Source organism: Falsihalocynthiibacter arcticus, assembly GCF_000812665.2.
Taxonomy (GTDB): domain Bacteria; phylum Pseudomonadota; class Alphaproteobacteria; order Rhodobacterales; family Rhodobacteraceae; genus Falsihalocynthiibacter; species Falsihalocynthiibacter arcticus.
In genome coordinates this window covers 1,041,424-1,064,021 of record NZ_CP014327.1, presented here as the reverse complement: position 1 = coordinate 1,064,021, position 22,598 = coordinate 1,041,424, and the positions used below count along the sequence as shown (strand labels likewise).

General features: G+C 53.9%; 17 protein-coding genes. 13 read left to right on the top strand and 4 right to left on the bottom strand.

The window, feature by feature from the left end; genetic code table 11:
* Positions 1–22 precede the first annotated feature (22 nt).
* The 7 genes from purH (at position 23) to RC74_RS05225 (ending at position 8,574) form a co-directional block, all read left to right on the top strand.
* Positions 23–1,612: a bifunctional phosphoribosylaminoimidazolecarboxamide formyltransferase/IMP cyclohydrolase gene (purH, locus tag RC74_RS05255; RefSeq protein ID WP_039001186.1), complete on the top strand. Its 1,590-nt coding sequence runs from the start codon at positions 23–25 to the stop codon at positions 1,610–1,612.
* Positions 1,613–1,628: 16 nt separating this feature from the next.
* Positions 1,629–2,096 carry a signal peptidase II gene (lspA, locus tag RC74_RS05250; RefSeq protein WP_039001159.1) on the top strand — a complete coding sequence of 156 codons (468 nt, stop codon included), beginning with the start codon at positions 1,629–1,631 and terminating at the stop codon, positions 2,094–2,096.
* A gap of 50 nt (positions 2,097–2,146) precedes the next feature.
* Positions 2,147–2,668, top strand: a complete 522-nt coding sequence (locus RC74_RS05245; RefSeq protein WP_039001160.1) for a DUF3035 domain-containing protein — start codon at positions 2,147–2,149, stop codon at positions 2,666–2,668.
* Positions 2,669–2,754: 86 nt separating this feature from the next.
* A complete protein-coding gene (locus RC74_RS05240; RefSeq protein WP_039001161.1) occupies positions 2,755–4,095 on the top strand; it encodes a M16 family metallopeptidase in 1,341 nt (446 codons plus the stop codon).
* Entirely contained in the window at positions 4,095–5,408 is a 1,314-nt protein-coding gene (locus RC74_RS05235; protein ID WP_039001187.1) for a M16 family metallopeptidase, read from the top strand. Before RC74_RS05240 ends, RC74_RS05235 begins: the two co-directional genes overlap by 1 nt.
* A gap of 56 nt (positions 5,409–5,464) precedes the next feature.
* The gene (gene mutL / locus RC74_RS05230) at positions 5,465–7,348 is read left to right on the top strand and encodes a DNA mismatch repair endonuclease MutL (protein ID WP_039001162.1); all 1,884 of its coding nucleotides are present in this window, start codon (positions 5,465–5,467) and stop codon (positions 7,346–7,348) included.
* Positions 7,345–8,574, top strand: coding sequence for a DNA recombination protein RmuC (locus RC74_RS05225; RefSeq protein WP_039001163.1), 1,230 nt, complete (start codon positions 7,345–7,347; stop codon positions 8,572–8,574). Before mutL ends, RC74_RS05225 begins: the two co-directional genes overlap by 4 nt.
* 18 nt (positions 8,575–8,592) lie before the next feature.
* Here RC74_RS05225 and RC74_RS05220 read toward each other — a convergent pair whose 3' ends face one another.
* Positions 8,593–9,732, bottom strand: a complete 1,140-nt coding sequence (locus tag RC74_RS05220; protein WP_039001164.1) for a saccharopine dehydrogenase family protein — start codon at positions 9,730–9,732, stop codon at positions 8,593–8,595.
* 11 nt (positions 9,733–9,743) lie between these two features.
* Positions 9,744–10,784, bottom strand: coding sequence for a saccharopine dehydrogenase (locus tag RC74_RS05215; protein ID WP_039001165.1), 1,041 nt, complete (start codon positions 10,782–10,784; stop codon positions 9,744–9,746).
* Between the two features lie 198 nt (positions 10,785–10,982).
* Between RC74_RS05215 and fdhF the strand changes: the two genes are divergently transcribed.
* Together fdhF and RC74_RS05205 are read left to right on the top strand one after the other, a co-directional pair.
* A complete protein-coding gene (gene fdhF, locus RC74_RS05210; protein WP_039001166.1) occupies positions 10,983–13,760 on the top strand; it encodes a formate dehydrogenase subunit alpha in 2,778 nt (925 codons plus the stop codon).
* Between the two features lie 185 nt (positions 13,761–13,945).
* Positions 13,946–14,812: a LysR family transcriptional regulator gene (locus RC74_RS05205; protein WP_039001167.1), complete on the top strand. Its 867-nt coding sequence runs from the start codon at positions 13,946–13,948 to the stop codon at positions 14,810–14,812.
* Here RC74_RS05205 and RC74_RS05200 read toward each other — a convergent pair.
* Positions 14,809–15,510, bottom strand: coding sequence for a response regulator transcription factor (locus tag RC74_RS05200; protein WP_039001168.1), 702 nt, complete (start codon positions 15,508–15,510; stop codon positions 14,809–14,811). The two genes, RC74_RS05205 and RC74_RS05200, sit on opposite strands and share 4 nt — an antisense overlap.
* The gene (locus RC74_RS05195; RefSeq protein ID WP_039001169.1) at positions 15,507–17,429 is read right to left on the bottom strand and encodes a hybrid sensor histidine kinase/response regulator; all 1,923 of its coding nucleotides are present in this window, start codon (positions 17,427–17,429) and stop codon (positions 15,507–15,509) included. The genes RC74_RS05200 and RC74_RS05195 overlap by 4 nt, the downstream gene beginning before the upstream one ends.
* 186 nt (positions 17,430–17,615) lie before the next feature.
* Here RC74_RS05195 and RC74_RS05190 point away from each other — a divergent pair, with 186 nt between their 5' ends.
* Genes RC74_RS05190 through RC74_RS05175 form a run of 4 tightly spaced genes read left to right on the top strand, consistent with a single transcriptional unit; the run spans position 17,616 to position 22,563 of the window.
* Positions 17,616–19,598 carry an AMP-binding protein gene (locus RC74_RS05190; RefSeq protein WP_417935173.1) on the top strand — a complete coding sequence of 661 codons (1,983 nt, stop codon included), beginning with the start codon at positions 17,616–17,618 and terminating at the stop codon, positions 19,596–19,598.
* Positions 19,595–20,413, top strand: a complete 819-nt coding sequence (locus RC74_RS05185) for an ABC transporter ATP-binding protein (protein ID WP_039001170.1) — start codon at positions 19,595–19,597, stop codon at positions 20,411–20,413. Before RC74_RS05190 ends, RC74_RS05185 begins: the two co-directional genes overlap by 4 nt.
* Before the next feature lie 41 nt (positions 20,414–20,454).
* Entirely contained in the window at positions 20,455–21,441 is a 987-nt protein-coding gene (locus RC74_RS05180) for a branched-chain amino acid ABC transporter permease (protein WP_039001171.1), read from the top strand.
* 45 nt (positions 21,442–21,486) lie between these two features.
* Positions 21,487–22,563 (top strand): branched-chain amino acid ABC transporter permease, encoded by a 1,077-nt coding sequence (locus RC74_RS05175; RefSeq protein WP_039001172.1) that lies wholly within the window; start codon positions 21,487–21,489, stop codon positions 22,561–22,563.
* Positions 22,564–22,598: the final 35 nt, after the last annotated feature.

Sequence of the window (22,598 nt, the reverse complement as noted above, 5' to 3'; positions counted from 1 at the left end):
TGCCACTCTGGGGATGCAAAACATGACCGATCAAACACCCGTGCGCCGCGCGCTTCTTTCTGTTTCCGATAAAACTGGCCTTGTTGATTTGGGCCGTGCATTGGCCGAACGCGGGGTCGAACTTTTGTCGACGGGCGGGTCTGCCGCTGCGTTGCGCACTGTGGGACTGACCGTCAAGGACGTTGCCGAAATTACTGAATTTCCTGAGATGATGGATGGTCGGGTTAAAACCCTGCACCCACGCGTACACGGTGGTCTTTTGGCCCTGCGCGACAATCCAGATCACGTCGCCGCAATGGAAGAGCACGGCATCGGACCAATCGACCTTTTGGTTGTGAACCTCTATCCGTTCGAAGAAACCGTTGCCAAAGGCGCGGACTACGACACTTGTATCGAGAATATCGATATCGGCGGACCCGCGATGATCCGCGCCGCGGCGAAAAACCACGGATTTGTCACTACGATTGTCGATGTCCAAGACTACGATGCGTTGATTGCCGATATGGATGCCAACGACGGGGCGACAAGTGATGCGTTCCGTAAAGCCTGTGCTCAAACGGCCTATGCGCGCACGGGGGCCTATGATGCCGCTGTGTCGACTTGGATGGCGGCAGCGATTGGCGAGAAAACACCCCGTCGTCGAGCCTTCGCTGGCACATTGGCACAGGGGTTGCGCTATGGTGAAAACCCGCACCAACATGCCGCATTTTACACCAATGGCGTAGAGCGCGCAGGTGTTGCCACTGCAACCCAGCATCAGGGCAAAGAACTTTCCTATAATAATATCAATGACACGGATGCGGCTTTTGAACTGGTTGCAGAATTTGACCCTGCGCAAGGCCCCGCAGTGGCTATCATCAAACACGCTAACCCTTGTGGTGTTGCCCGTGGGACGAGTTTGGTTGAAGCGTATAAAGCGGCCCTTGCTTGCGACAGCACCTCGGCCTTTGGCGGTATTATCGCGCTGAACCAGCCGCTTGACGGCGCAACGGCCACGGAAATCGCCAAAATCTTCACCGAGGTTGTGATTGCGCCTGAGGCCGACGACGAAGCGAAAGCAATTTTTGCCGCTAAGAAAAACCTGCGTTTGCTCACAACGGGCGGCTTGCCGGACGTGCGCGTTGGTGGCCTGACGTATCGGCCCGTTGCTGGCGGCATGTTGGTTCAGGACAAAGACGTTGGGTTTGTGGACTTCGCCGACCTTAAAGTCGTGACAAAACGTGCGCCAACCGACGCTGAAATGGCGGACCTGCTCTTTGCATGGAAAGTTGCGAAACACGTGAAATCAAACGCCATCGTCTATTGCAAAGATGGCGCAACCGTCGGTGTTGGCGCGGGCCAAATGAGCCGCGTAGATAGCTGCCGCATCGCGGCCCGCAAAGCCGAAGATATGGCCGAAGCGCTGGGCCTTGCTCAACCCCTTACAATTGGGTCGGTTGTGGCGTCGGATGCCTTTTTCCCCTTCTCTGACGGGCTTTTGACCGCGGCCGCCGCCGGAGCAACTGCCGTTATTCAACCTGGCGGGTCGATGCGCGACGATGAAGTGATTGCCGCCGCCGACGAAGCTGGTCTGGCGATGGTCTTCACGGGCATGCGTCACTTCCGCCACTAAATCGAGGGTCCAGCACATGCGTATTTTGTTTCTATTTACCTTCTTCACGCTCCTTTTGGATCAAGTGAGTAAATGGGGCGTTGTGCAAGTGCTGGACCTTAAATCGGTCCATGAAATCGATGTCCTCCCGCCGTTCGTTAATTTTCGCATGGCGTGGAACGACGGGGTGAATTTCGGCCTAGGCGGCGGTGGGCATATCGCGAAATACATCCTGATCGCTTTGGCGCTAGGTATTTCCGCCTGGGTTTTCGTTTGGGTCTGGCGCGAACGGCCAAATCGCATTGGCATGGCCTCGGCTGGTTTGTTGATTGGCGGGGCTTTGGGCAACGTGATTGACCGCGTTTTATATGGCGCTGTGGCCGATTTCTTGAACATGAGTTGCTGTGGGTTTGAAAATCCCTATTCCTTTAATGTCGCGGATATTGCAATCTTTGCTGGCGCTATTGGGCTTATCCTTTTTACGGGCGGGAAAAAGGGCGGGTGACGCGGGGATTCCTTTGCGCTAAAGATAGCCACAGATTTAAGGAGAAGAGCATGTTCACGCGGGCTGGTATAGCTTTGGCAAGTCTTATTGCCCTGCTTGGTGTCGCGAGTTGTGGCAGCAATGATAATCCGAAATTGCTTAACCTTGCGGCCTCGAATGATGGGCCGGACGAGTTTTCTGTTCTCCCGACAAAACCGCTCCAGACCCCTCCAAGCTATCGGGATTTGCCCGTTCCCACACCCGGTGGGACCAACATTACCGACTCGAATCCTTCTAGTGATGCAATTATCGCATTGGGCGGGAAACCTGGCGGAGGCTCGGCAGGGTCAGCGGCCTTAATGAATTATGCGCTCAGATATGGCGTCGAAGCAAATATTCGCCAAACGCTTTACAAAGAAGATTTGGATTGGCGCAAGGCAAACGACGGACGCTTGTTGGAACGCTTGTTCAACATAAACGTCTATTTCAAAGCCTATAACACAATGTCACTGGACCAGTACCGAGAGTTGGAACGTTGGCGGGCGGCAGGGCGCAAGACGCCGGCGGCTCCGCCCAACCCAAACATTGAATAGATGACGACTACTCACGTCTTCGTATGGAGGCTTGATGGTTTGCAAAGAGTGATTACCCTATTTAGGGACCCCAACGGAGAAACTTTATGACTCGCGTTTTTAGTGCGCTAGCTGGCCTCGTCCTTCTTTCCATCCCAACAGTTTCAACGGCAGAACAACTCACAACATATACGCTCGATAACGGCATGGAAGTTCTTGTGCTTGAGGACCACCGCGCACCCGTCGTGGTGCAAATGGTCTGGTACAAGGCAGGGGCTGCTGATGAGCCCGCCGGAAAATCGGGAATTGCGCACTTCTTGGAGCATCTGTTGTTTCAAGGAACCGAGACTCTGGCCCCTGGAGAGTTTTCCAAAACGGTCAGCGCCCACGGCGGCACCGATAATGCGTTCACAAGCTGGGATTACACGGGGTACTACCAGCGTATCGCGGCGGACCGCCTTGAATTGGTGATGCGGATGGAGGCGGATCGTATGCGCAACCTTCAGCTTTCCAACGACGATGTGTTGCCCGAGCGCGACGTGATCCTAGAAGAGCGCAACCAACGTACCGAAAATGATCCGGGGTCCCTGTTTTCAGAGGAACGTCGCGCAGCGCAATATATGAACCACCCCTATGGTATCCCCGTGATCGGCTGGAAGCATGAAATGGAATCGCTCACGCTTGAGGATTCGCTCGCGTTTTATCGTCGGTATTATGCCCCCAATAACGCGATCCTGATTGTTGCCGGTGATGTTGATCCAGAGAATGTTCACGCGCTCGCCCAAGAATACTATGGCGTCTTAGAACCAACCGTTGATTTGCCCGAACGGGTGCGTCCAATCGAGCCTCCCCAACGCAGCGAACGTCGCTTAACGTATTCCGATCCGCGCGTCGCACAGCCCTATGTTATGCGCACCTATTTGGCACCAGAACGTAATGCAGGCGCCCAAAAAGACGCCGCTGCGCTTGTTATGCTATCGGAAATTCTCGGCGGAACGGGCGCAACATCGGTGCTTGGGAAAAAACTACAATTCGATACGAAAAACGCGATCTATGTCTCTGCGTTTTATGAGGGCATGTCCCTTGACGAAACGACATTCGGTTTGGTGATGGTCCCTGTTCCGGGCGTCTCTTTGGACGAAGCGGAAGATTTACTGGATAATGCTGTGGCTGAATTTATCCGTGAAGGTGTCGATCCTGAGCAACTTGAACGGATCAAATTGCAACTCCGCGCGGGCCTTATTTATGGCGAAGACGATGTCGCCAGCGTGGCCCGCCGCTATGGCGAAGCTTTGACAACGGGCCTCACGGTTGAAGACGTGCAAGCGTGGCCAGATGTCCTCCAGTCCATCACGGAACAGGACATTCTTGAGGCCGCAGAAAAAGTGTTCGATAGAAGCAATGCGGTGACTGGTTTTCTAACAAATGAAGGGGAGGCAAGCCAATGATGCGTGCTTTCAAAACGGCTCTTGTGGCTTTGACTTTGGCAACCCCTTTGCGCGCCGAAGTCGCCATCCAAGAAGTGGTTTCGCCCAAGGGAATTACCGCGTGGTTGGTCGAGGAACATTCAATCCCGTTCACCGCGATTGAGATTTGGTTCAAAGGTGGCGCAAGGCTTGATGAGCCCGGAAAACGCGGTGCGATCAACCTTATGGCGGGCCTCCTTGAAGAAGGCGCTGCGGGTTTGAACGCCCAAGAGTTTGCGACCGCCCGAGAAGAACTTTCCGCTTCGTTTGGATACACGGTTTTTGACGATACCCTCGTCGTTTCCGCGCGGTTTCTAACGGAAAATCAAGACGAAGCGATTGAGTTATTGCGCACGAGCTTGTTAGAGCCGGACTTTAATCCGGATGCTATTGAACGTGTGCGCGGCCAAGTCGAATCCATCATTCGAAGCAACGAGAAAAGCCCGAACGATATTGCGTCCGAGACTCTCAATAGAATGGCTTGGGGCGATCATCCCTATGCGACGCCTCGCGTTGGAACGCTCGAAACGGTTGCGGGAATAACTCGCGATGACCTGATTAAAGCCAAGGCGAACACCCTCACTTTGGACCGTATCTATGTCGGTGCCGTGGGAGATATTTCGCCTGAAAAACTTGGCGAAGTTATAGATACACTCCTTGGCAGTTTGCCCGAAGTTGGCCCTGATCTTCCTGAGCAAGCAGTTTATGGCTTACCCAAAGGTGGCGAGACTGTCGTGCCTTTTGATACCCCGCAATCCGTGGCGCTTTTTGCCCACGAAGGGATCGCCCGCGATGACCCGGACTTCTTTCCGGCCTATGTGCTGAACCAAGTGTTGGGTGGCAGTGGATTGGGTTCAACTTTGATGGATGAGGTCCGTGAAAAGCGCGGATTGACCTATGGCGTATCGTCGTTTTTGGCGCCGCGTGATCAAGGTGCGCTCATCATGGGGCAAGTGGCGTCTGCCAATGAACGGATCGGCGAAGCGATTGCCGTTATTCGCGATGTCTGGGCGGATATGGCCGAGAACGGCGTGACGGAACAACAGCTTGAAAACGCGAAAACCTTCCTCACAGGGGCTTATCCACTGCGGTTTGATGGCAACGGTACCATCGCAGAAATCATGGTTGGCATGCAGGCCGAAGACTTGCCAATTGATTACATCGCGACGCGGAACGACAAGGTAAATGCCGTGACGATGGAGGATATTAAGCGTGTCGCTAAGCGGATTCTGCGCCCAGACGATTTGCATTTCGTGGTTGTCGGCGAGCCTGTAGGCGTGGGTCTTGGTCAGTAACCAACCCGTGTTTTCTGCATAGTCGAATCGGCCTTAGGCATGCTAATCCTAGTGGTATGCCTGATGGAAACCCCAATATGAGCCCAAATAGTACGGCCACGATGCCCGTAATCCGTCAACTTGACGACTCCGCAATCAATCGGATTGCGGCGGGTGAAGTGGTGGAGCGGCCAGCATCTGCGGTCAAAGAGCTGGTTGAGAATTCAATCGACGCGGGGGCCACCCGAATTGAGATCACCTATGCTGATGGAGGCAAGACCTTTATCCGCGTGGTGGACGACGGATGTGGGATTCCAGCACAAGATTTGCCCCTCGCGATGGCGCGGCACGCCACGAGTAAAATCGACGGCAGTGATCTTCTTAACATCCATACATTCGGTTTTCGCGGAGAGGCGCTGCCTTCCCTCGGTGCAGTTGGGCGCCTGAAAATTACGAGCCGCCCAAAAGGTGAAGAGGCCGCGACGATTTCGACCGCAGGAGGTGTTCAATCCGCCGTGAAACCCGCGGCCCTTACGTCGGGAACGGTCGTAGAATTGCGTGACTTGTTTTATGCCACTCCTGCGCGGCTGAAATTTATGCGGACCGACCGCGCAGAAGCGGGGGCGATCACGGATGTCGTTAAGCGTTTGGCGATGGCGGAACCACACGTTGGGTTTATCTTGCGGGATGCATCGGGCGGCGGGGCCGAGCGGGTTACCTTTCGCGCGGATCCAGAAAACGGTGACCTTTTTGATGCGCTCCATGCGCGTTTGCGCAAAATTCTGGGTGCGGAATTTGCTGAGAATGCGCTGCTGATTGATGCCGAACGCGAAGGTATTTCGCTGACGGGTTATGCGGCCCTTCCGACCTATTCGCGCGGGTCGTCCGTTGCGCAATTCCTGTTTGTGAATGGGCGCCCCGTTCGGGATAAAATGCTCGTTGGGGCGTTGCGGGGCGCGTATTTCGATTTCCTTTCGCGCGACCGCCATCCGGCAGCGGTCTTGTTTCTTGAGGTCGAGCCAACACGGGTTGATGTGAATGTTCACCCCGCAAAATCCGAGGTCCGTTTTCGCGAACCGGGCGTTGCGCGTGGGTTGATCGTTTCGGCCCTCCGTCATGCTTTGGCGCAAGCGGGGCATCGCGCGAGTACCACGGTTGCGAACGCGACACTCGGAGCGTTTCGCACTGAAACGTCTGAACCAAGCGCCGGAGCGCCACGGATCTACCAGATGGACCGTCCCAGTCCCGGCGCATCCTACGGGGCGTATACCGCACCGCCTCCCTCCAGCAATTTTGGGTTCGCGGAAGGCGGGTTTTCGGCTCCTTCAGCCCGAGTAGAGCCGCTTGTTGAGGACGCGCATGAGGTTGCCAGCCATAACGCGCTTCCTTTGGGAGCCGCTCGGGCACAAGTGCATGAAAATTATATCGTGGCGCAAACCCAAGATGGTATGGTTATTGTTGATCAACATGCAGCGCATGAGCGATTGGTTTACGAGAAGCTGAAAAAGCAAATGGCGCAGAATGGTGTCGCGACACAGGCCCTTTTAATCCCCGATATTATCGAACTTTCCCAAGGGGACGCAGAAGAAATCCTCTCAGTTTCTGAAGAACTTAAAACGTTTGGGCTGGTGATCGAACCCTTCGGCGCGGGCGCAATTGCGGTGCGGGAAACCCCTGCGATTTTAGGGACAGTGAACGCGCGCGGGATGATTCTTGATATTCTGGACGAGCTTTCCGATTTGGGGGACAGCCATTCCGTTCAGGCGCGAATTGAGGCGATCCTGTCGCGGGTGGCGTGCCACGGGTCCATCCGTTCGGGGCGCCGTATGCAAGCTGATGAAATGAACGCACTGTTGCGCGAAATGGAAGCCACGCCACATTCCGGCCAATGCAATCATGGTCGCCCAACATATGTCGAGCTTAAGCTGTCGGACATTGAGCGACTGTTCGGACGCACATGATTACCATCAACGATATTGACTATGCTTATTCCGACCCACGCGTAATCGCGTCGTTTGTGGGGATATGTATTGTCGTGCTGGTGCTTGTGATGCTCGGAAAAATGGTCCGTGCGAGCGGGCAGGCAGCCAAACTGACCGGCCCGATGATGAACCAATTGGGGCAACTTTCCTATGCTGTCGAAAACTTAGGGAACGGGCAGGAACGTCTTGCGGGTGGGTTGCAATCCAGTGCCGAAACACAGGCGTCGTCACACAATCAAATTCTGCAAACGATGGAAATACGCTTGGCGGCTGTGCAACAAAACATGCAGGAACGTCTGCATGATAGTTCTGTACGAGCGGCGCATACGATGGCTGAAATGCAGGAAAAGCTTAACGCATCCGTTCATGGTAGTTCGGTTCGGACCACGAAATCCCTGACGGAATTGCAGGAGCGATTGGCGACAATCGACAAGGCGCAGGCCAATATTGAAAAATTGTCGGGCGACGTCTTGGGGCTACAAGATATCTTGTCTAATAAGCAGACGCGTGGCGCGTTTGGCGAAATTCAGCTCAATGATATCGTGACCAAGGCCTTGCCTTCGGATGCCTATACCTTCCAAGCGACCCTATCGAACGGCAAACGTGCGGATTGCCTGATCCATCTTCCCAACCCTCCCGGTCCGATTGTTGTCGATAGCAAATTCCCGCTTGAGGCCTATGAGGGCTTGCGCAATGCGGAAACAAAACCTGAGCGAGAGATCGCGGCGCGGGCGATGCGCACCTCCGTTCGCGCTCATATCAAGGCGATTAGCGAGAAATATATCGTTGAAGGAGAAACCGCGGAGGGGGCGCTTATGTTCCTGCCGTCTGAATCCGTATATGCAGAACTCCACGCCAACTTCCCTGAAATAGTGCGTGAAGGGTTTACGGCTCGGGTTTGGATCGTATCTCCGACGACCTGTATGGCGACGCTTCACACCATGCGCGCGGTCCTAAAGGACGCCAGAATGCGGGAGCAAGCAGGGGCAATCCGCAAGGAACTGGCGCTTCTGCATGGAGACGTCGATCGTTTGGGAACGCGTGTCGAAAGCTTGGATCGCCACTTTGGACAAGCTGCAAAAGACATCTCTGAAATCAAGGTTTCGGCAGACAAAGCTGGGCGTCGCGCTCAGCGTTTGGATAATTTCGATTTCGAGGAAATTGCACCCGATCCAGAGGTGGTTGCCCCGCTGATTGCTGAGTGATCAGCGAGGAAAATCTTGTTATAGCGCGGATTTGAGCGCGAGGAATTGCGCTTGTGGCTCGATTGCTGTCATCCAGTTCTCAACCAGTTTCAGATCCTTCGGCGCGGCGGAAACACCAACAGGAAGTTCGCGATTGAGAATGGATTCGATCGCCAGCGTCATGGTGACGGATACAAGGCGCGACATCGCCGAACCGCGCGCATCGCCCCACGCATCCAGCACATATGTTTTGTGGTAAATGGGGATACCGTCGCGCTCCGCTTTGAAATCGACGCACATAACTGTGCGATCAGGTTCGTCCTTCTCATAGGCGTGATCGCGCCACATTTGGTCGGACATTTCTTGCAGGCGCTCGTCGCCTTCTGGTCCACTCACGGAGCCAATCTCGTTGAAAACGTCGGCCCAAGCATCTGCCCAACCATTGAGGCGCAGCGTACCGCGCTCGAATTCCTTGACCTTCCAATGTTCGTCAAAATGGTACTCTTCCATGAAGGGCAGCGAGTCGCGGTTTGGGTAAACTTCAAACGTTTCAGGCGTGGGAAGCGGGGCCACATAGTTTCGAATGGCATCCCATGAGTGGGTCATGTTGAGAGGTGTGAAATTGCGGATTGAGCGACTTGGCGCGATGAGGGCCTTGAGCACGCCAATCGGTGACCAGCTAAATTTGTACCTAAACGCATTTGAGATTTTGGGAACGCCACCACAAAAGCTTTTGAATGAAATAACGTTGTTCACGTCATAGGCATCCGATGCGCGATAGTCGGCCACTAGGTGGTGGGCCATCAAATGGTCTATTCCCGGGTCAAGGCCAACTTCACTGACTAAACACAGGCCCTTCGCGCGCGCTTCACTGTCCAGTGCCGCCATTTCGGGCGAGATATAGGAGGAGCAAACGAAATGCGCGTTCTCTGCGAGGCAAATCTTTGCGACGGGCAAATGAAAGTCGGTTGGCAGCATGGAAACGGCGATGTCTCCCGCTTTGAGGTCCGCTTGGAGCGCGTCAAAAGCGAAAATCTTGATGTTTTGAGTTAAGTCACCGACAGCTTGGTCGGCCTCCTCAAATGTGCGGTTCCAAACGGTCACGTCATGGCCTGCTTCAAGTATGCGACGAAGTCCGGGGACGGATGAGAGGCCGGTTCCACACCAATGAATTGTCATAATGGCGTCTCCTATTTGTGTGTAATGAAAGTAGTTTCCGCCCGCGCCCAAACACCAGTCGACAGGTCAGTTAGGGTCAAGAGGGAAGGCAGCAATTGGGACGCATAGTCCATCGAACTTTCGACCGGCAGCATGGAAGGTAGGTTGTCGATGGCGGTTACATCGAGCACAGGGTTGGTCGCGACTCGCAGAGCCGGTTCTTCCCATGTGGTTGTCCGATCATAGACTTTGATTGGTGAAAAACCGCTGTCAGGATCACAAGAAATGTCGCCAATGACCGAGAGTTTGCGGGGCGCGGTTTTGGCGCTTTCCCGTACGAAAACTGGTGTGCCGGGGCGTGCGAGGATGCAGTTCAGGAAGATTTCATGGTCAAGCACTTCGGGGAAAGGTCCACCCGACGCGGTTTCGGCCATATCCCATTTTGTGACGTAAACTCCGAGCGCTTCGCACAGGTCCGCAGCCCCCGTTCCAACCCGCCCAAGAGCGCCAATCACGAGGGCAACAGGGGGTGTGAACCCGCGCAGTTCAGAGCCTAACTCAGCCAAAAGTGCGTCTTTTCCAGCATATGAGTGTACCGCAGCGCAGGCCTCTCCGCGCTGTTGGGCTGTCCAGCATTTGAGACTAACAGCTGCGCCCGCGAACCCCGCCCAATAACCAAAGGCCGCAACACGACGTCCGTCCATGTCCACGAGGTATTCAAGATCATAGAGCGTTCCGCCACCGGCGATAAAGCGGTCCAACAGGATACGGCCAGAGGGTTGGCCTTTGTAGGCATGACCGAACATAATGTGTCTATGGGATACGGGGGTGCCGTCATCAGGAAGCTCTTTGAGGCCGAAAATGATGGCATCGGACGGCGCTGTTGGCCAGCTATTCTCGGGGGCAATTTCGCATCCAGCGTCAATGTACCCTTGAAGCGGAATTGCACGTACGGAGCTTTTTTCCACCGTCACACGCAGGCCAGCTTTCTTAAGTTCGGCCGCACCTTCTGGCGTCAAGCCAACACGATCTTCATTCTCGCGCTGCTCCGCGCGCACCCATAAATGTGTCATCGTCACCTCCCTGTTTGACACAGGAGTAGGACAAGAATGCGCAATGGGCAATCGTAGTGATTGGGTGAAAGTTTCGTGTTGGGTACACAGAGGCGCATATCGGCTACGAAATGGCGGAAAAAGGTGGGGATGTGTCGCAGAAAGTGTGGGCAGGGGCCATCGGTTTTGGAGTAAGCTGGCCGTAATAGGGAGAATGGCATGTCGGATTCAGTTAGTTTTAAACTCGATGGGCGCAACGTTGTTGCACATGAAGGCGAGAGCATTTGGACCGTTGCAAAGCGTGAAGGCGTGGACATTCCGCATCTGTGTCACAAGCCCGCCAAAGGCTATGATCCCGATGGAAACTGTCGGGCCTGTATGGTCGAAATCGCGGGCGAACGTGTTTTGGCGGCAAGCTGCGTGCGACGCCCGACCGAAGGCATGGATGTAAAATCAGAGTCTATTAGGGCCCAAAGCGCCCGAAAGATGGTGATTGAGATTCTGGTCGCTGACCAACCTAAACAGGAGGTTGCCCACGACAAATCTTCCGAGTTTTGGAAACAAGCTGCGTTGCAAGGTGTGTCCGCGAGCCGTTTTCCCAAGTTGGAAAAACCGCGCATCCCTTTGCTGGATAATTCCCATGTCGCGATGAGCGTGAACCTTGATGCCTGCATACAATGTGGCCTTTGCGTGCGCGCCTGTCGAGATGTTCAGGTTAATGATGTGATCGGCATGTCGGGGCGCGGTCACGACGCCTATCCGACGTTTGATTTGGCCGACCCCATGGGCGATAGCACCTGCGTGGCCTGCGGTGAATGTGTGCAAGCTTGCCCAACTGGGGCGCTTATGCCCGCAGCGGTTTTGGATGGCGCACAGACGGGTGATTCCGAGGATTACGACAGTGAAGTTGCCAGCGTCTGTCCCTTTTGCGGCGTAGGGTGTCAGATTTCCTTGAAAGTCAAAGATGGGCGCGTAAAATTTGTCGAAGGGCTGGACGGGCCAGCAAATGAGGGGCGGCTCTGTGTGAAAGGGCGGTTTGGTTTTGACTATATCCATCATGCGCACCGCGTCACAAAGCCACTGATCCGTCGCGATGACGCCCCAGAAAAGGGCCTCAACGTCGACCCTGCCAATCCCCTCACGCATTTTCGCGAAGCAACATGGGACGAAGCATTGGACGTGGCGGCAAGCGGGTTGGCGCATCTGCGCGATACCCATGGCGGTGCGTCAGTCGCCGGATTTGGCAGCGCGAAATGCACCAACGAAGAAGCCTACTTGTTCCAAAAAATGATCCGCCAAGGATTTGGCCATAATAACGTCGATCACTGCACCCGTCTTTGCCACGCATCCTCGGTGGCGGCTCTCATCGAAAATGTCGGTTCTGGCGCGGTCACGGCCACCTTTAACGAAATCGAAAATGCCGATGTGGCAATTGTGATTGGCTGCAATCCCGCCGAAAACCATCCCGTTGCGGCAACCTATTTCAAGCAGTTCACCAAGCGCGGTGGCAAACTGATTGTGATGGACCCGCGCGGCCAATCCCTAAGCCGTTTTGCAACCCATATGCTCCAGTTCCGTCCCGGTGCGGATGTTTCTCTGCTCAACGCGATTATGCACGTGATCGTTGAGGAAGGCCTGTACGACGCCGCCTATATCAGCAGCATGACCGAGAATTGGGAGGCGGAAAAAGCGCATCTGGCCGATTTTTCACCAGAGAAAATGGCGGATATCTGTGGCATCGACGCCCAAACGCTCCGCGATGTGGCACGAACATTCGCCGCAGGGAAAGCGGGTATGATCTTCTGGGGGATGGGGGTTAGCCAGCATATTCACGGCACGGACAACTCGCGCTGCCTGATTTCATTGGCTCTCATGACGGGAAATGTGGGCAAACCTGGCGCTGGGCTTCACCCCTTACGCGGCCAAAATAACGTGCAAGGTGCTTCGGATGCTGGGCTAGTACCAATGTTCCTCCCCGACTATCAAAGTGTGACGGATGACGGGGTTCGCTCCGCTTTTACCTCGGTTTGGCAGAGTGGCGATTTTAGCGCTGAAAAGGGCCTGACCGTGACCGAAATCATCAACGATATCCACGCGGGCAACACACGAGGAATGTATATTCTGGGTGAAAACCCCGCGATGTCCGATCCAGACGTGACCCACGCCAGAGACGCGCTGGCGAAACTTGAGCATTTGGTCGTTCAGGATATTTTCGTCACCGAAACGGCCAATTATGCGGATGTAATTCTTCCCGCGAGCGCCTTTGCCGAAAAAATCGGGACCGTGACCAACACCAATCGACAAGTCCAAATGGGACGCCCTGCCGTTGCTCCTCCTGGCGATGCGCGCGAAGATTGGTGGATCGAAGTTGAGCTGGCAAAACGATTGGGATTGAATTGGACCTACACGCATCCGAGTCAAGTTTTCGCGGAAATGGCCCTCAATATGAAAAGCCTTTTGAATATCACTTGGGCAAGGTTAGAGACACAAAACGCTGTAACTTACCCCAGCCTCTCGCCTGAAGATCCCGGTCAGGCCATTGTGTTTGGCGATGGTTTCCCGCGCGACAATAACCGCGCCAAATTTACGCCTGCGGATGTGATTGCCCCTGACGAGGCACCAGATGCTGAGTATCCGATGATTTTGATAACGGGTCGACAGTTGGAGCATTGGCATACTGGATCAATGACCCGCCGAAGCAAGGTTTTGGATGCGGTGGAGCCAGAGGCGAACTGTTCCCTGCACCCCAAAACGCTGCGTGCGTTGGGTATTACTGCGGGTGATTTCATTCGATTGACCACTCGTCGCGGAACCGTTGCACTGATGGCGCGGGCGGATCGTGCGGTTGCCGAGGATATGGTGTTTTTACCGTTTGCATTCGTTGAGGCTGCCGCAAATATCCTGACAAATTCAGCGATAGATCCTTACGGAAAAATTCCTGAATTCAAGTTTTCTGCAGTGCGAGCCGAAAAAGTCGTGATGTCGGAGGCGCTCTAAAAGCGGCTCAATCCCGTTTCGCTAGTCATTAATCGCATGTCATTTGGCTTGGGGGATAAAAGGCGTCTTGGAAATTTGGAATTGGTACCTATGTACATTTCAACTGGGGTGTAAAATCCTATTTTGAGTGAGGCCAGCGCGCTTGCAGTAATCGCGCGCAAAAAAGTGCCCAATGAGGAACCAGAATGAGAAACGACTGGGATGATCTGCGCACTATTTTATTTATGGTGCGCCACGGATCTTTGTCCTCCGCAGCACAGGCGTTGGGTGTGAATTATACGACGGTATCGAGGCGAATTGCCCATGCTGAAGAGCAATATGGCACGCGACTTTTTGATCGCCTCCCGCAAGGGTATGTTCCAACCGATGCGGGGCGGGAAGCAGCAGAATTTGCCGAACGGATGGAAAGCTCTGAAACGGAATTTCGTCTCAAGGTCGCGGGACGAGAGGCGCAACTGTCGGGAAGCCTCAAAGTTACGGCACCACAACTTCTGTTCGGTCGTCACCTCGCGACGGTCTTGGATCAGTTCCTAAATCTGCACCCGAATGTGAACCTTTCCATTCGCGCAAGCAATGAGGTGTTGAACCTCAATCGTCGCGAGGCGGACCTTGCAATTAGGATTAGCGATTCCCCCGGTGATACTCTGATGGGGCGGCGATTGACGGGGCAGCAGACGGCATCTTTCTGTACGCGTGAAGTGTATGAACGGATTGAGGCGGATCCAGCAAAACGAGTTAACTGGCTCGCCTTCTCCCACGCTATGGCCTCACCATTGGATTCCTATCCAAACGGCCGTATTAGGCTCGTTTTTGACGATATGGCTGCCTTGTTGGAGGCGACGAAAGCGGGCTTGGGTGTCGCGCGGTTGCCTCTCTTTTTGGGGCGCGAGCAAAACCTCATTTTGGTGCCATATCTTCCACCGCAACCCTTCCTCGACATCTGGGTCGTGGCGCATAAAGATTTGTGGGCCAACGCAAAAGTAGTTGCCTTTAAAGAGCTTCTGGTTGCGTTTTTTCGCAAGAATAGAGCCCTATTTGAGGTCGCGAGTTAGTCCCAAGTGACATCGCCAAGGAAAATGTATCCGGCACCATAAATCGTTTTGATAAGCTGAGGGTTTTTGGGGTCTTCGCGCAGCTTTGTACGTAGCCGCGAGATGCGGACATCCATCGCGCGATCAAAGCTTTCGCCTGCCGCGCCACCAAGGTTTTCCTGCATCTGTGCGCGGGAGATAAGGCGTTTGGGGCTGTTAAGAAACATGCGCAGGACTTCGCCTTCTGCATGTGAAAACGGCGTTTCTACACCGTCTTTATCGCGCAAAACGTAACTGTCAAATTGCGCTATCCACCCCGAGAAATGTGCCGTCTCGGAAACACGTCCGACGGGTTTTGTGCTCCGCATACGGGCACGCACACGGGCGACCACCTCGGAAGGATCAAAGGGTTTGATGATGTAATCATCCGCGCCAAGTTCGAGACCCGTGATGCGATCCTGAACCTGCGCGCGGCCAGAAATGATGATGATTGACGCACCACTTTCCAGAGCAAGACGGTGCACCAAAGCGAGGCCGTCCTTGTCGGGAAGTCCCAAATCAACGAGGCATACATCGGGCGACGAGGTTTTTAGAGAGGCTTCAAATTCTGTTGCTCTGGCGAAACTCGCTGTGCGGTATCCAGCCTCTTGGAGGGCTTCGGCGAGCATGCGGCGGATTTCTGGCTCGTCGTCGAGAATTGTCACGAGAGGCTTGGTCATGTGGGGTCCTTTGCGGCAAGGAAAGCCGTTAATTGCTTTCTATCGAAAGGCTTCTGAAGGACAGGATAGCGTGTAATCGCAATGTTGTGTAGCGGGTCGTTTGGGGGGCGTGAGGTCATGAGATACTTTGGAACGGTTAGACCCAACGCGCCCAATTTATCCATTAGTTCGAGGCCCGTCCCTTCACCGCGAAGAGAAATATCGGAAATCACCATCCCGACGCCAGACAGTTGAGCGAGTTGTAACGCTTCCTGCACCGTTTCGGCTTCGATAACAACGTGGCCTTCCGAAATCAACATATCGCGTACAGAGAGGCGAATTTCGGGCGAGTCTTCGACCAGAAGAACCATGGTTGGACTGACGGTTTTTGGTGCGGCCCTGAGCGGAAGTTTAATGGTGACGCGCGCGCCTCCATCGGTGTTTTCCAGGGCCACTTGCCCACCCGCTAGCTTGGTGAGATCATAAACCATAGAGAGGCCAAGCCCCGATCCTTCGCCGCCTTTTGTGGTGAAAAAGGGGCTTAAACCGTTGATTAGAGCCTCTTTTGAAAATCCACTCCCCGAATCCGCGACTTGAATCTCGAGCCACGTATCCTGTTCGGCTCGCGCGGTTATTTCAATGCGTCCTGAGTTGGCCCCAATTGCATCGCGAGCGTTGAGCACCAAGTTGAGCAGTGAGTCCTGAAGGGAGCCTGCGTCTAACATAAGAGGTTCTAACAGGCCCGCTTGGGACGTGGTTAGGTGCACGTCTTGACCGAGGCTCGGAGTCGCCAAGACTACGATCTCGCGCAAGAGATTGGGAACATCGCAGGGGGCAGGGTGCATTGGGCGCGGTCCTGACATTTTACCGATGTTATCAAGCAAAACACCGCCGCGTCGGGCCGCTCCTTGAGTGGCGGTGATCAGCTCTTTGGCGTCGTCGGGTAAACCCATGCGGGCCAATTGGGCCTGCATACCCAAAATAATCGTCAGTAAGTTGGCGAAGTCATGCGCCAAACCAGACGTCATTTGAGCGGCGAGTTCCTTTTTATGGGTTTGGGAAAGCGCTGCGCGGGCTTGGGTTTCTTGCGTGATATCCATCGAGAGAATGTACACGCCCGTGATCTCATTTTCCCGTATATCCGGCGTAAATGCGACCCTAATGCGTCGGGTAGAGACTTCATCAGTGAATTCAAACACAGAGGCTTCGCCTGCAAGCGCGCGCTCTAAATACGGCCCCGTTTTCGCATAGGCGGCCTCGCCGAGGGCCACGCGCATATGCAACCCGAGGATATTGTTTGGACGCCCCGGCATCACCGACGACAGGCGCCGATTAGAATAGGTGTACAGCCCGTCCGGATCCAAATGCGCAATATGCGCTGGCATCATCTCGGTCGTGAGGCGCGTTCGGGCCTCAATTTCGGTGAGTTCGCGTTTTGCTTGCTCAAGCGCACCGATCGTCGCTGCCAATTCGCGGTTGGTTGTTCCGAGTTGCTCGGAGTGGCTCAAGACCTGATCCGAGAGGGTTTCGGACCGTGCGCGTAAAAGGGCTTCTTGGCGTTTGATCGGCGTGATGTCGGTATAGACCGTGACCCAGCCCCCCTGCGGCAGGGGCGCCCCTTCAATGGAGACAACTTGACCGTTGGACCGTACCCGTTCGATGTAATGGGGCTCAAAGGCGAGCGCCACGTCTACGCGTTCTTGCACAAAGCTCTCAACGTCATCGACTTCGCCGTATTCCAAGCGCTCGGTGAGATATCGAATGGTGTCGATAAATGTCGCTCCGGGGGTCACGAGCCATTCGGGAAGGCTAAACATTTCCTGAAAGCGCGCGTTACAGACGACCAGTTTCAAATCGGCATCATAAATCGAAAGTGCCTGTTGAATAAGGTTCAAACCTGCTTGGGTATAGCGCGCGATGGAGGCTTTTGATTGTATCATACCCTATCGCTATCAGGGGATTTCCCTCTGGAGAAGCCCCAACGTTGCGTTGTTACAATTCGAAATAGTTCGGAAATAGTCAGGAACAATTTGACCGCTAGATAAAAAGGGCCACGCTAGAGCGAGAGAGAATCGCAAAAGCGACTGTGACCGTCGGGGGGAGCTGACGGTAGGGAGGAATACGCATTGGCCCAAACGAATTCAGCGTTGCCAAAGGCAGCTGAGAACTTGCAATCCATACCTGCGCTTTTGGCGCGGAACCTAAAGGTATTTCCAAAAAGCCCCGCCTTTCGCGAGAAAGAGTATGGCATTTGGCAAACCCAAACATGGGCGGACGTCGCAGCAGATGTTGAGGCATTGGCCCTAGGGCTTATTAATATTGGTGTGAACACGGGCGACTTTGTGGCGATTATCGGTCGCAATCGCCCGAGCCTGTATTGGTCGATGGTTGCGATTCAAGCGACCGGTGCGATCCCCGTTCCCCTTTATAATGACGCAAATGCCGAAGAAATGGCCTATGTTTTGGGGCATTGTGGTGCGCGGTTCGTGATCGCAGGCGACCAAGAGCAGGTCGATAAAGTTATTCAGGTTCAAGAGGGTCTGAAGCAATTTGAGCACATGATTTATCTCGATCCACGGGGAATGCGGAAATACGACCACTCGAAATTGCATGAATTTTCGCACGTGATGTCGCAAGGACTTGCTGCACGTGACGAATTGGCACCTGAACTGGCCAAGCGTACGGCATTGCTTAATTACGACAGCATATGCGTTATGCTCTATACGTCCGGAACGACGGGCAAGCCCAAAGGGGTCGTTCTATCAAACCGCAATATCATCGAAACCTCCAAGGCCTCGTCCCAGTTTGACAATTTGAACGTTGACGATGAAGTGCTCGCATATTTGCCAATGGCATGGGTCGGCGATTTCATCTTTTCTATCGGTCAGGCGTTTTGGACGGGTTTCTGTGTAAATTGCCCAGAAAGCCCCGACACAATGATGACGGATCTTCGCGAGATTGGTCCAACGTATTATTTTGCGCCGCCGCGGGTTTTTGAAACGCAATTAACCAGCGTCATGATCCGGATGGAGGATGCAGGGAAATTTAAACAGTGGCTGTTCCACAAATGCATGGGGTTGGCGAAACGTGTTGGCCCCGCGATTTTGGACGGAAAAGACGTAAGCAGTATTGACCGCCTGAAATACAAATTGGGCGAGTTTCTGATTTATGGGCCGTTGAAAAACACACTTGGCTTTAGCCGCGTTCGCGTGGGTTATACGGCGGGCGAAGCGATTGGGCCGGAAATTTTTGAATTTTATCGCTCCCTCGGCATCAACCTCAAACAACTTTACGGTCAAACCGAAGCCAGCGTGTTCATAACGCAGCAACCCGATGGCGAAGTGCGCAACGATACCGTGGGCGTCCCAAGCCCCGGTGTGGAAATCCGTATTGCCGATACGGGCGAGGTTTTCTATCGCTCGCCAGGTGTTTTTGTTGAGTATCTTAAAAACCCCGAAAGCACGGCGGAAACCAAAGACGCAGAGGGCTGGGTTGCCACAGGCGACGCGGGTTTCATCGAGAAAAAATCCGGCCATTTGCGCATTATCGACCGTGCAAAAGACGTGGGAAAAATGGCGACAGGGGCGATGTTCGCACCGAAGTTTGTTGAGAATAAACTGAAGTTCTATCCCAATATCCTTGAAGCCGTGGTCTTTGGCGCGGGGCGGGACATGTGTACGGCCTTTATCAACATCGACCTAACGGCGGTGGGAAATTGGGCTGAGCGTAACAACATCGCCTATGCTTCTTATCAAGAACTCGCGGGTCACCCCCAAGTCTTGGAAACCATTCGCGATCACATTGCCGAAGCGAACAAAAGCATTGCCCAAGATGAAATGCTCGCGGGATGCCAAGTCCACAGATTTCTAATTTTGCACAAAGAACTCGACGCGGATGATGGCGAGATGACGCGGACGCGCAAAGTGCGCCGTCGGGTTATCGAAGAGAAGTTCGTTGACCTCATTGATGCGCTTTACGATGGTTCGGATGAAATTTTCACCCGCACAGAAGTGACCTACGAAGACGGTCGCAAAGGCGAAATAAGCGCGACACTCTCGCTTTTGGATGTGGCTGTGCAGCCACTAGACGCAAAGGTGGCCGCAGAATGACCACGAATGATATCGGATATGTAACCGCAGATGGCCGTCAAATCGGTGGCGTCATGATGGAAATGAAGAACATCACCCTGAAATTCGGCGGTGTTGTTGCGATCAAGGACATCAGTTTTGATATTCGCGAAGGCGAAATCCGCGCGATTATCGGCCCCAATGGAGCGGGCAAGTCGAGCATGCTTAACGTGATCTCTGGGTTCTATAATCCCCAAGAAGGTGACGTGTTGTTTCACGGCAAAAAACGTCCTCAAATGCGCCCGTATAAAGTTGCCCAGCAAGGAATCGCGCGCACATTTCAAAATATCGCCTTGTTCGAGGGCATGAGTGTTTTGGACAACGTCATGACAGGCCGATTAACCCACATGAAATCGAGTCTTATTAGTCAGGCGATTTGGTGGGGCAAGGCGCAGGCCGAAGAAGTTGCCAACCGCGAAAAAGTCGAAGAAATTATCGATTTCCTCGAAATCCAAAGCATCCGCAAAACCCCCGTCGGGCGTCTGCCGTATGGCCTTAAGAAACGGGTTGAGTTGGCACGTGCGCTGGCCGCCGAGCCGAAACTTTTGCTGCTTGATGAACCGATGGCGGGCATGAACGTGGAGGAGAAAGAGGACATGAGCCGCTTTATCCTCGATGTGAACGATGAATTTGGCACAACAATTGCCCTTATTGAGCACGATATGGGCGTGGTGATGGACCTTTCTGACCGCGTTGTTGTGATGGACTACGGCAAGAAAATTGGCGACGGGACACCCGAAGAAGTGCGCAACAATCAAGAAGTGATCGACGCCTATTTGGGGGTCTCCCATGACTAAATCATCCGCCGTTTCGACAATACATTTCGTGGAGAACGCCAATGCCTGAACAATTCCTTTGGGCCGCCGAGGTCATGGTGAACGGGCTGATGGCTGGGGTGCTTTATGCGCTTGTTGCACTGGGCTTTGTGCTTATTTTTAAGGCGTCTGGCGTCTTTAACTATGCTCAGGGTGTCATGGCACTTTTTGCCGCGTTGACACTTGTGGGCATCATGGACGGTCAAGTTCCGTTCTCGCATCTCATCAACGCGGTTTTCGGAACCGATATCCATGAATTTGGGTGGCATGTACCAGCCGTTCTCGCGATTATTTTAACCGGTGTTGTGATGGTCGGGCTGGCAATTCTTGTGGAGCGGTTCGTGCTGCGGCATCTGGTGAACCAACCCGACATCATCCTGTTCATGGCAACGATTGGCCTCGCCTACTTCATGGAAGGTATGGGCGACCTGATGTGGGGCTCCGAAATCAAGGCGTTAAACGTTGGCCTTCCACAGGGCATTTCCGAAACCGTCGAAGAGGTGACCTACAACTGGTTTGGTTATGGCTTCTTCATCGACCGTTTGGACATTGTTGCGACGGGTATTGCTGCGCTCTTGGTGGTTGGACTTACGCTTTTCTCGCAATATTCGAAACAGGGTCGCGCCTTGCGCGCAGTTGCCGACGATCATCAGGCCGCTTTGTCGGTAGGCATATCGCTGCGCTTTATTTGGATCCTCGTTTGGTCGATCGCTGGGTTTGTCGCGCTTGTCGCGGGAATGATGTGGGGCGCAAAATCAGGCGTGCAATTCTCGCTTTCGTTGATCGCTCTCAAAGCCTTGCCCGTCTTAATGCTCGGCGGATTTACATCCATACCCGGCGCGATTGTGGGGGGCCTAATTATCGGCGTGGGCGAGAAACTGTTTGAGTTTTCTATCGGTCCGATGGTCGGTGGCGCCACCGAAAACTGGTTTGCCTACGCGCTTGCGCTGGTGTTCCTCGTGTTCCGCCCACAAGGGCTGTTCGGCGAAAAAATCATCGAGAGGGTGTAAATATGACCTTGGATTTTACCATCTTGAAAAACGGGGAGGGGTCTGATGCTCTATCGTGAAGCCGGTGATTTTAAGACCACCTACAGTGAAGACAACCAGACCTTTCCGATCAAATTTGATCGCATCGGCTACTACGTCATTATGTTTGTGGCGTTCTTGGTTATCCCGTTTTTCATCAATGATTACTGGGCCAGCGCTGTTTTCGTTCCGTTCCTGATCTATGCAATCGCCGCGATTGGACTGAATATTCTTGTTGGATACACCGGTCAAGTGAGCTTGGGAACAGGCGGTTTTATGGCCGTTGGGGCATATTCTTGTTACAAACTGATGACGTCCTTTCCCGATGTTTCAATCCTCGTTCACGTTGTTATCTCGGGTATAATCACGGCGCTGGTTGGTGTTCTATTTGGCCTGCCGAGCCTGCGCATCAAAGGGTTCTACCTTGCTGTTGCCACGCTCGCGGCGCAATTTTTCCTCGTGTGGTTGTTTAACAAAGTTCCATGGTTCTACAACTATTCGGCTTCGGGCCAGATTTCCGCGCCCGAAAGAACTGTTTTCGGCATCGAAGTGACGGGCGCAAATACGGACGCCTGGGCGAAATACCTTGTCTGTCTGATCTTCGTGACGGGGTGTGCGTGGCTTGCTCGCAATCTCACACGCGGCACAATCGGGCGCACCTGGATGGCGACGCGCGACATGGATATCGCTGCGGAAATCATCGGCGTGAACCCCCTCAAGGCCAAATTGACGGCCTTTGCTGTTAGCTCGTTCTTTGTAGGCATTTCGGGCGCGCTCTTTTTCTCGGTCTATCTGGGGTCGGTTGAGGTTGGTGAAGTCTTCGGCATCAACAAGAGTTTCCTTGTGTTGTTCATGATTATTATCGGCGGTTTGGGGAGTGTTTTTGGAAGCTTTGCGGGCGCGGCCTTTATGGTTTTGATGCCGGTGCTTTTGAAAAATGTTCTCGTGGGCGGCTTGGGCTGGCCCACCGATATTGCAGCGCATTTTGAACTGGTGATTGTAGGGGCACTGATCATCGTGTTTCTCATTGCCGAACCACATGGTCTCGCCCAACTTTGGCGCGTGACAAAAGAAAAATTAAGATTGTGGCCCTTCCCGCATTAAGTGGGGCGGCGCAAATAGATCGAGGGGAAAACCCT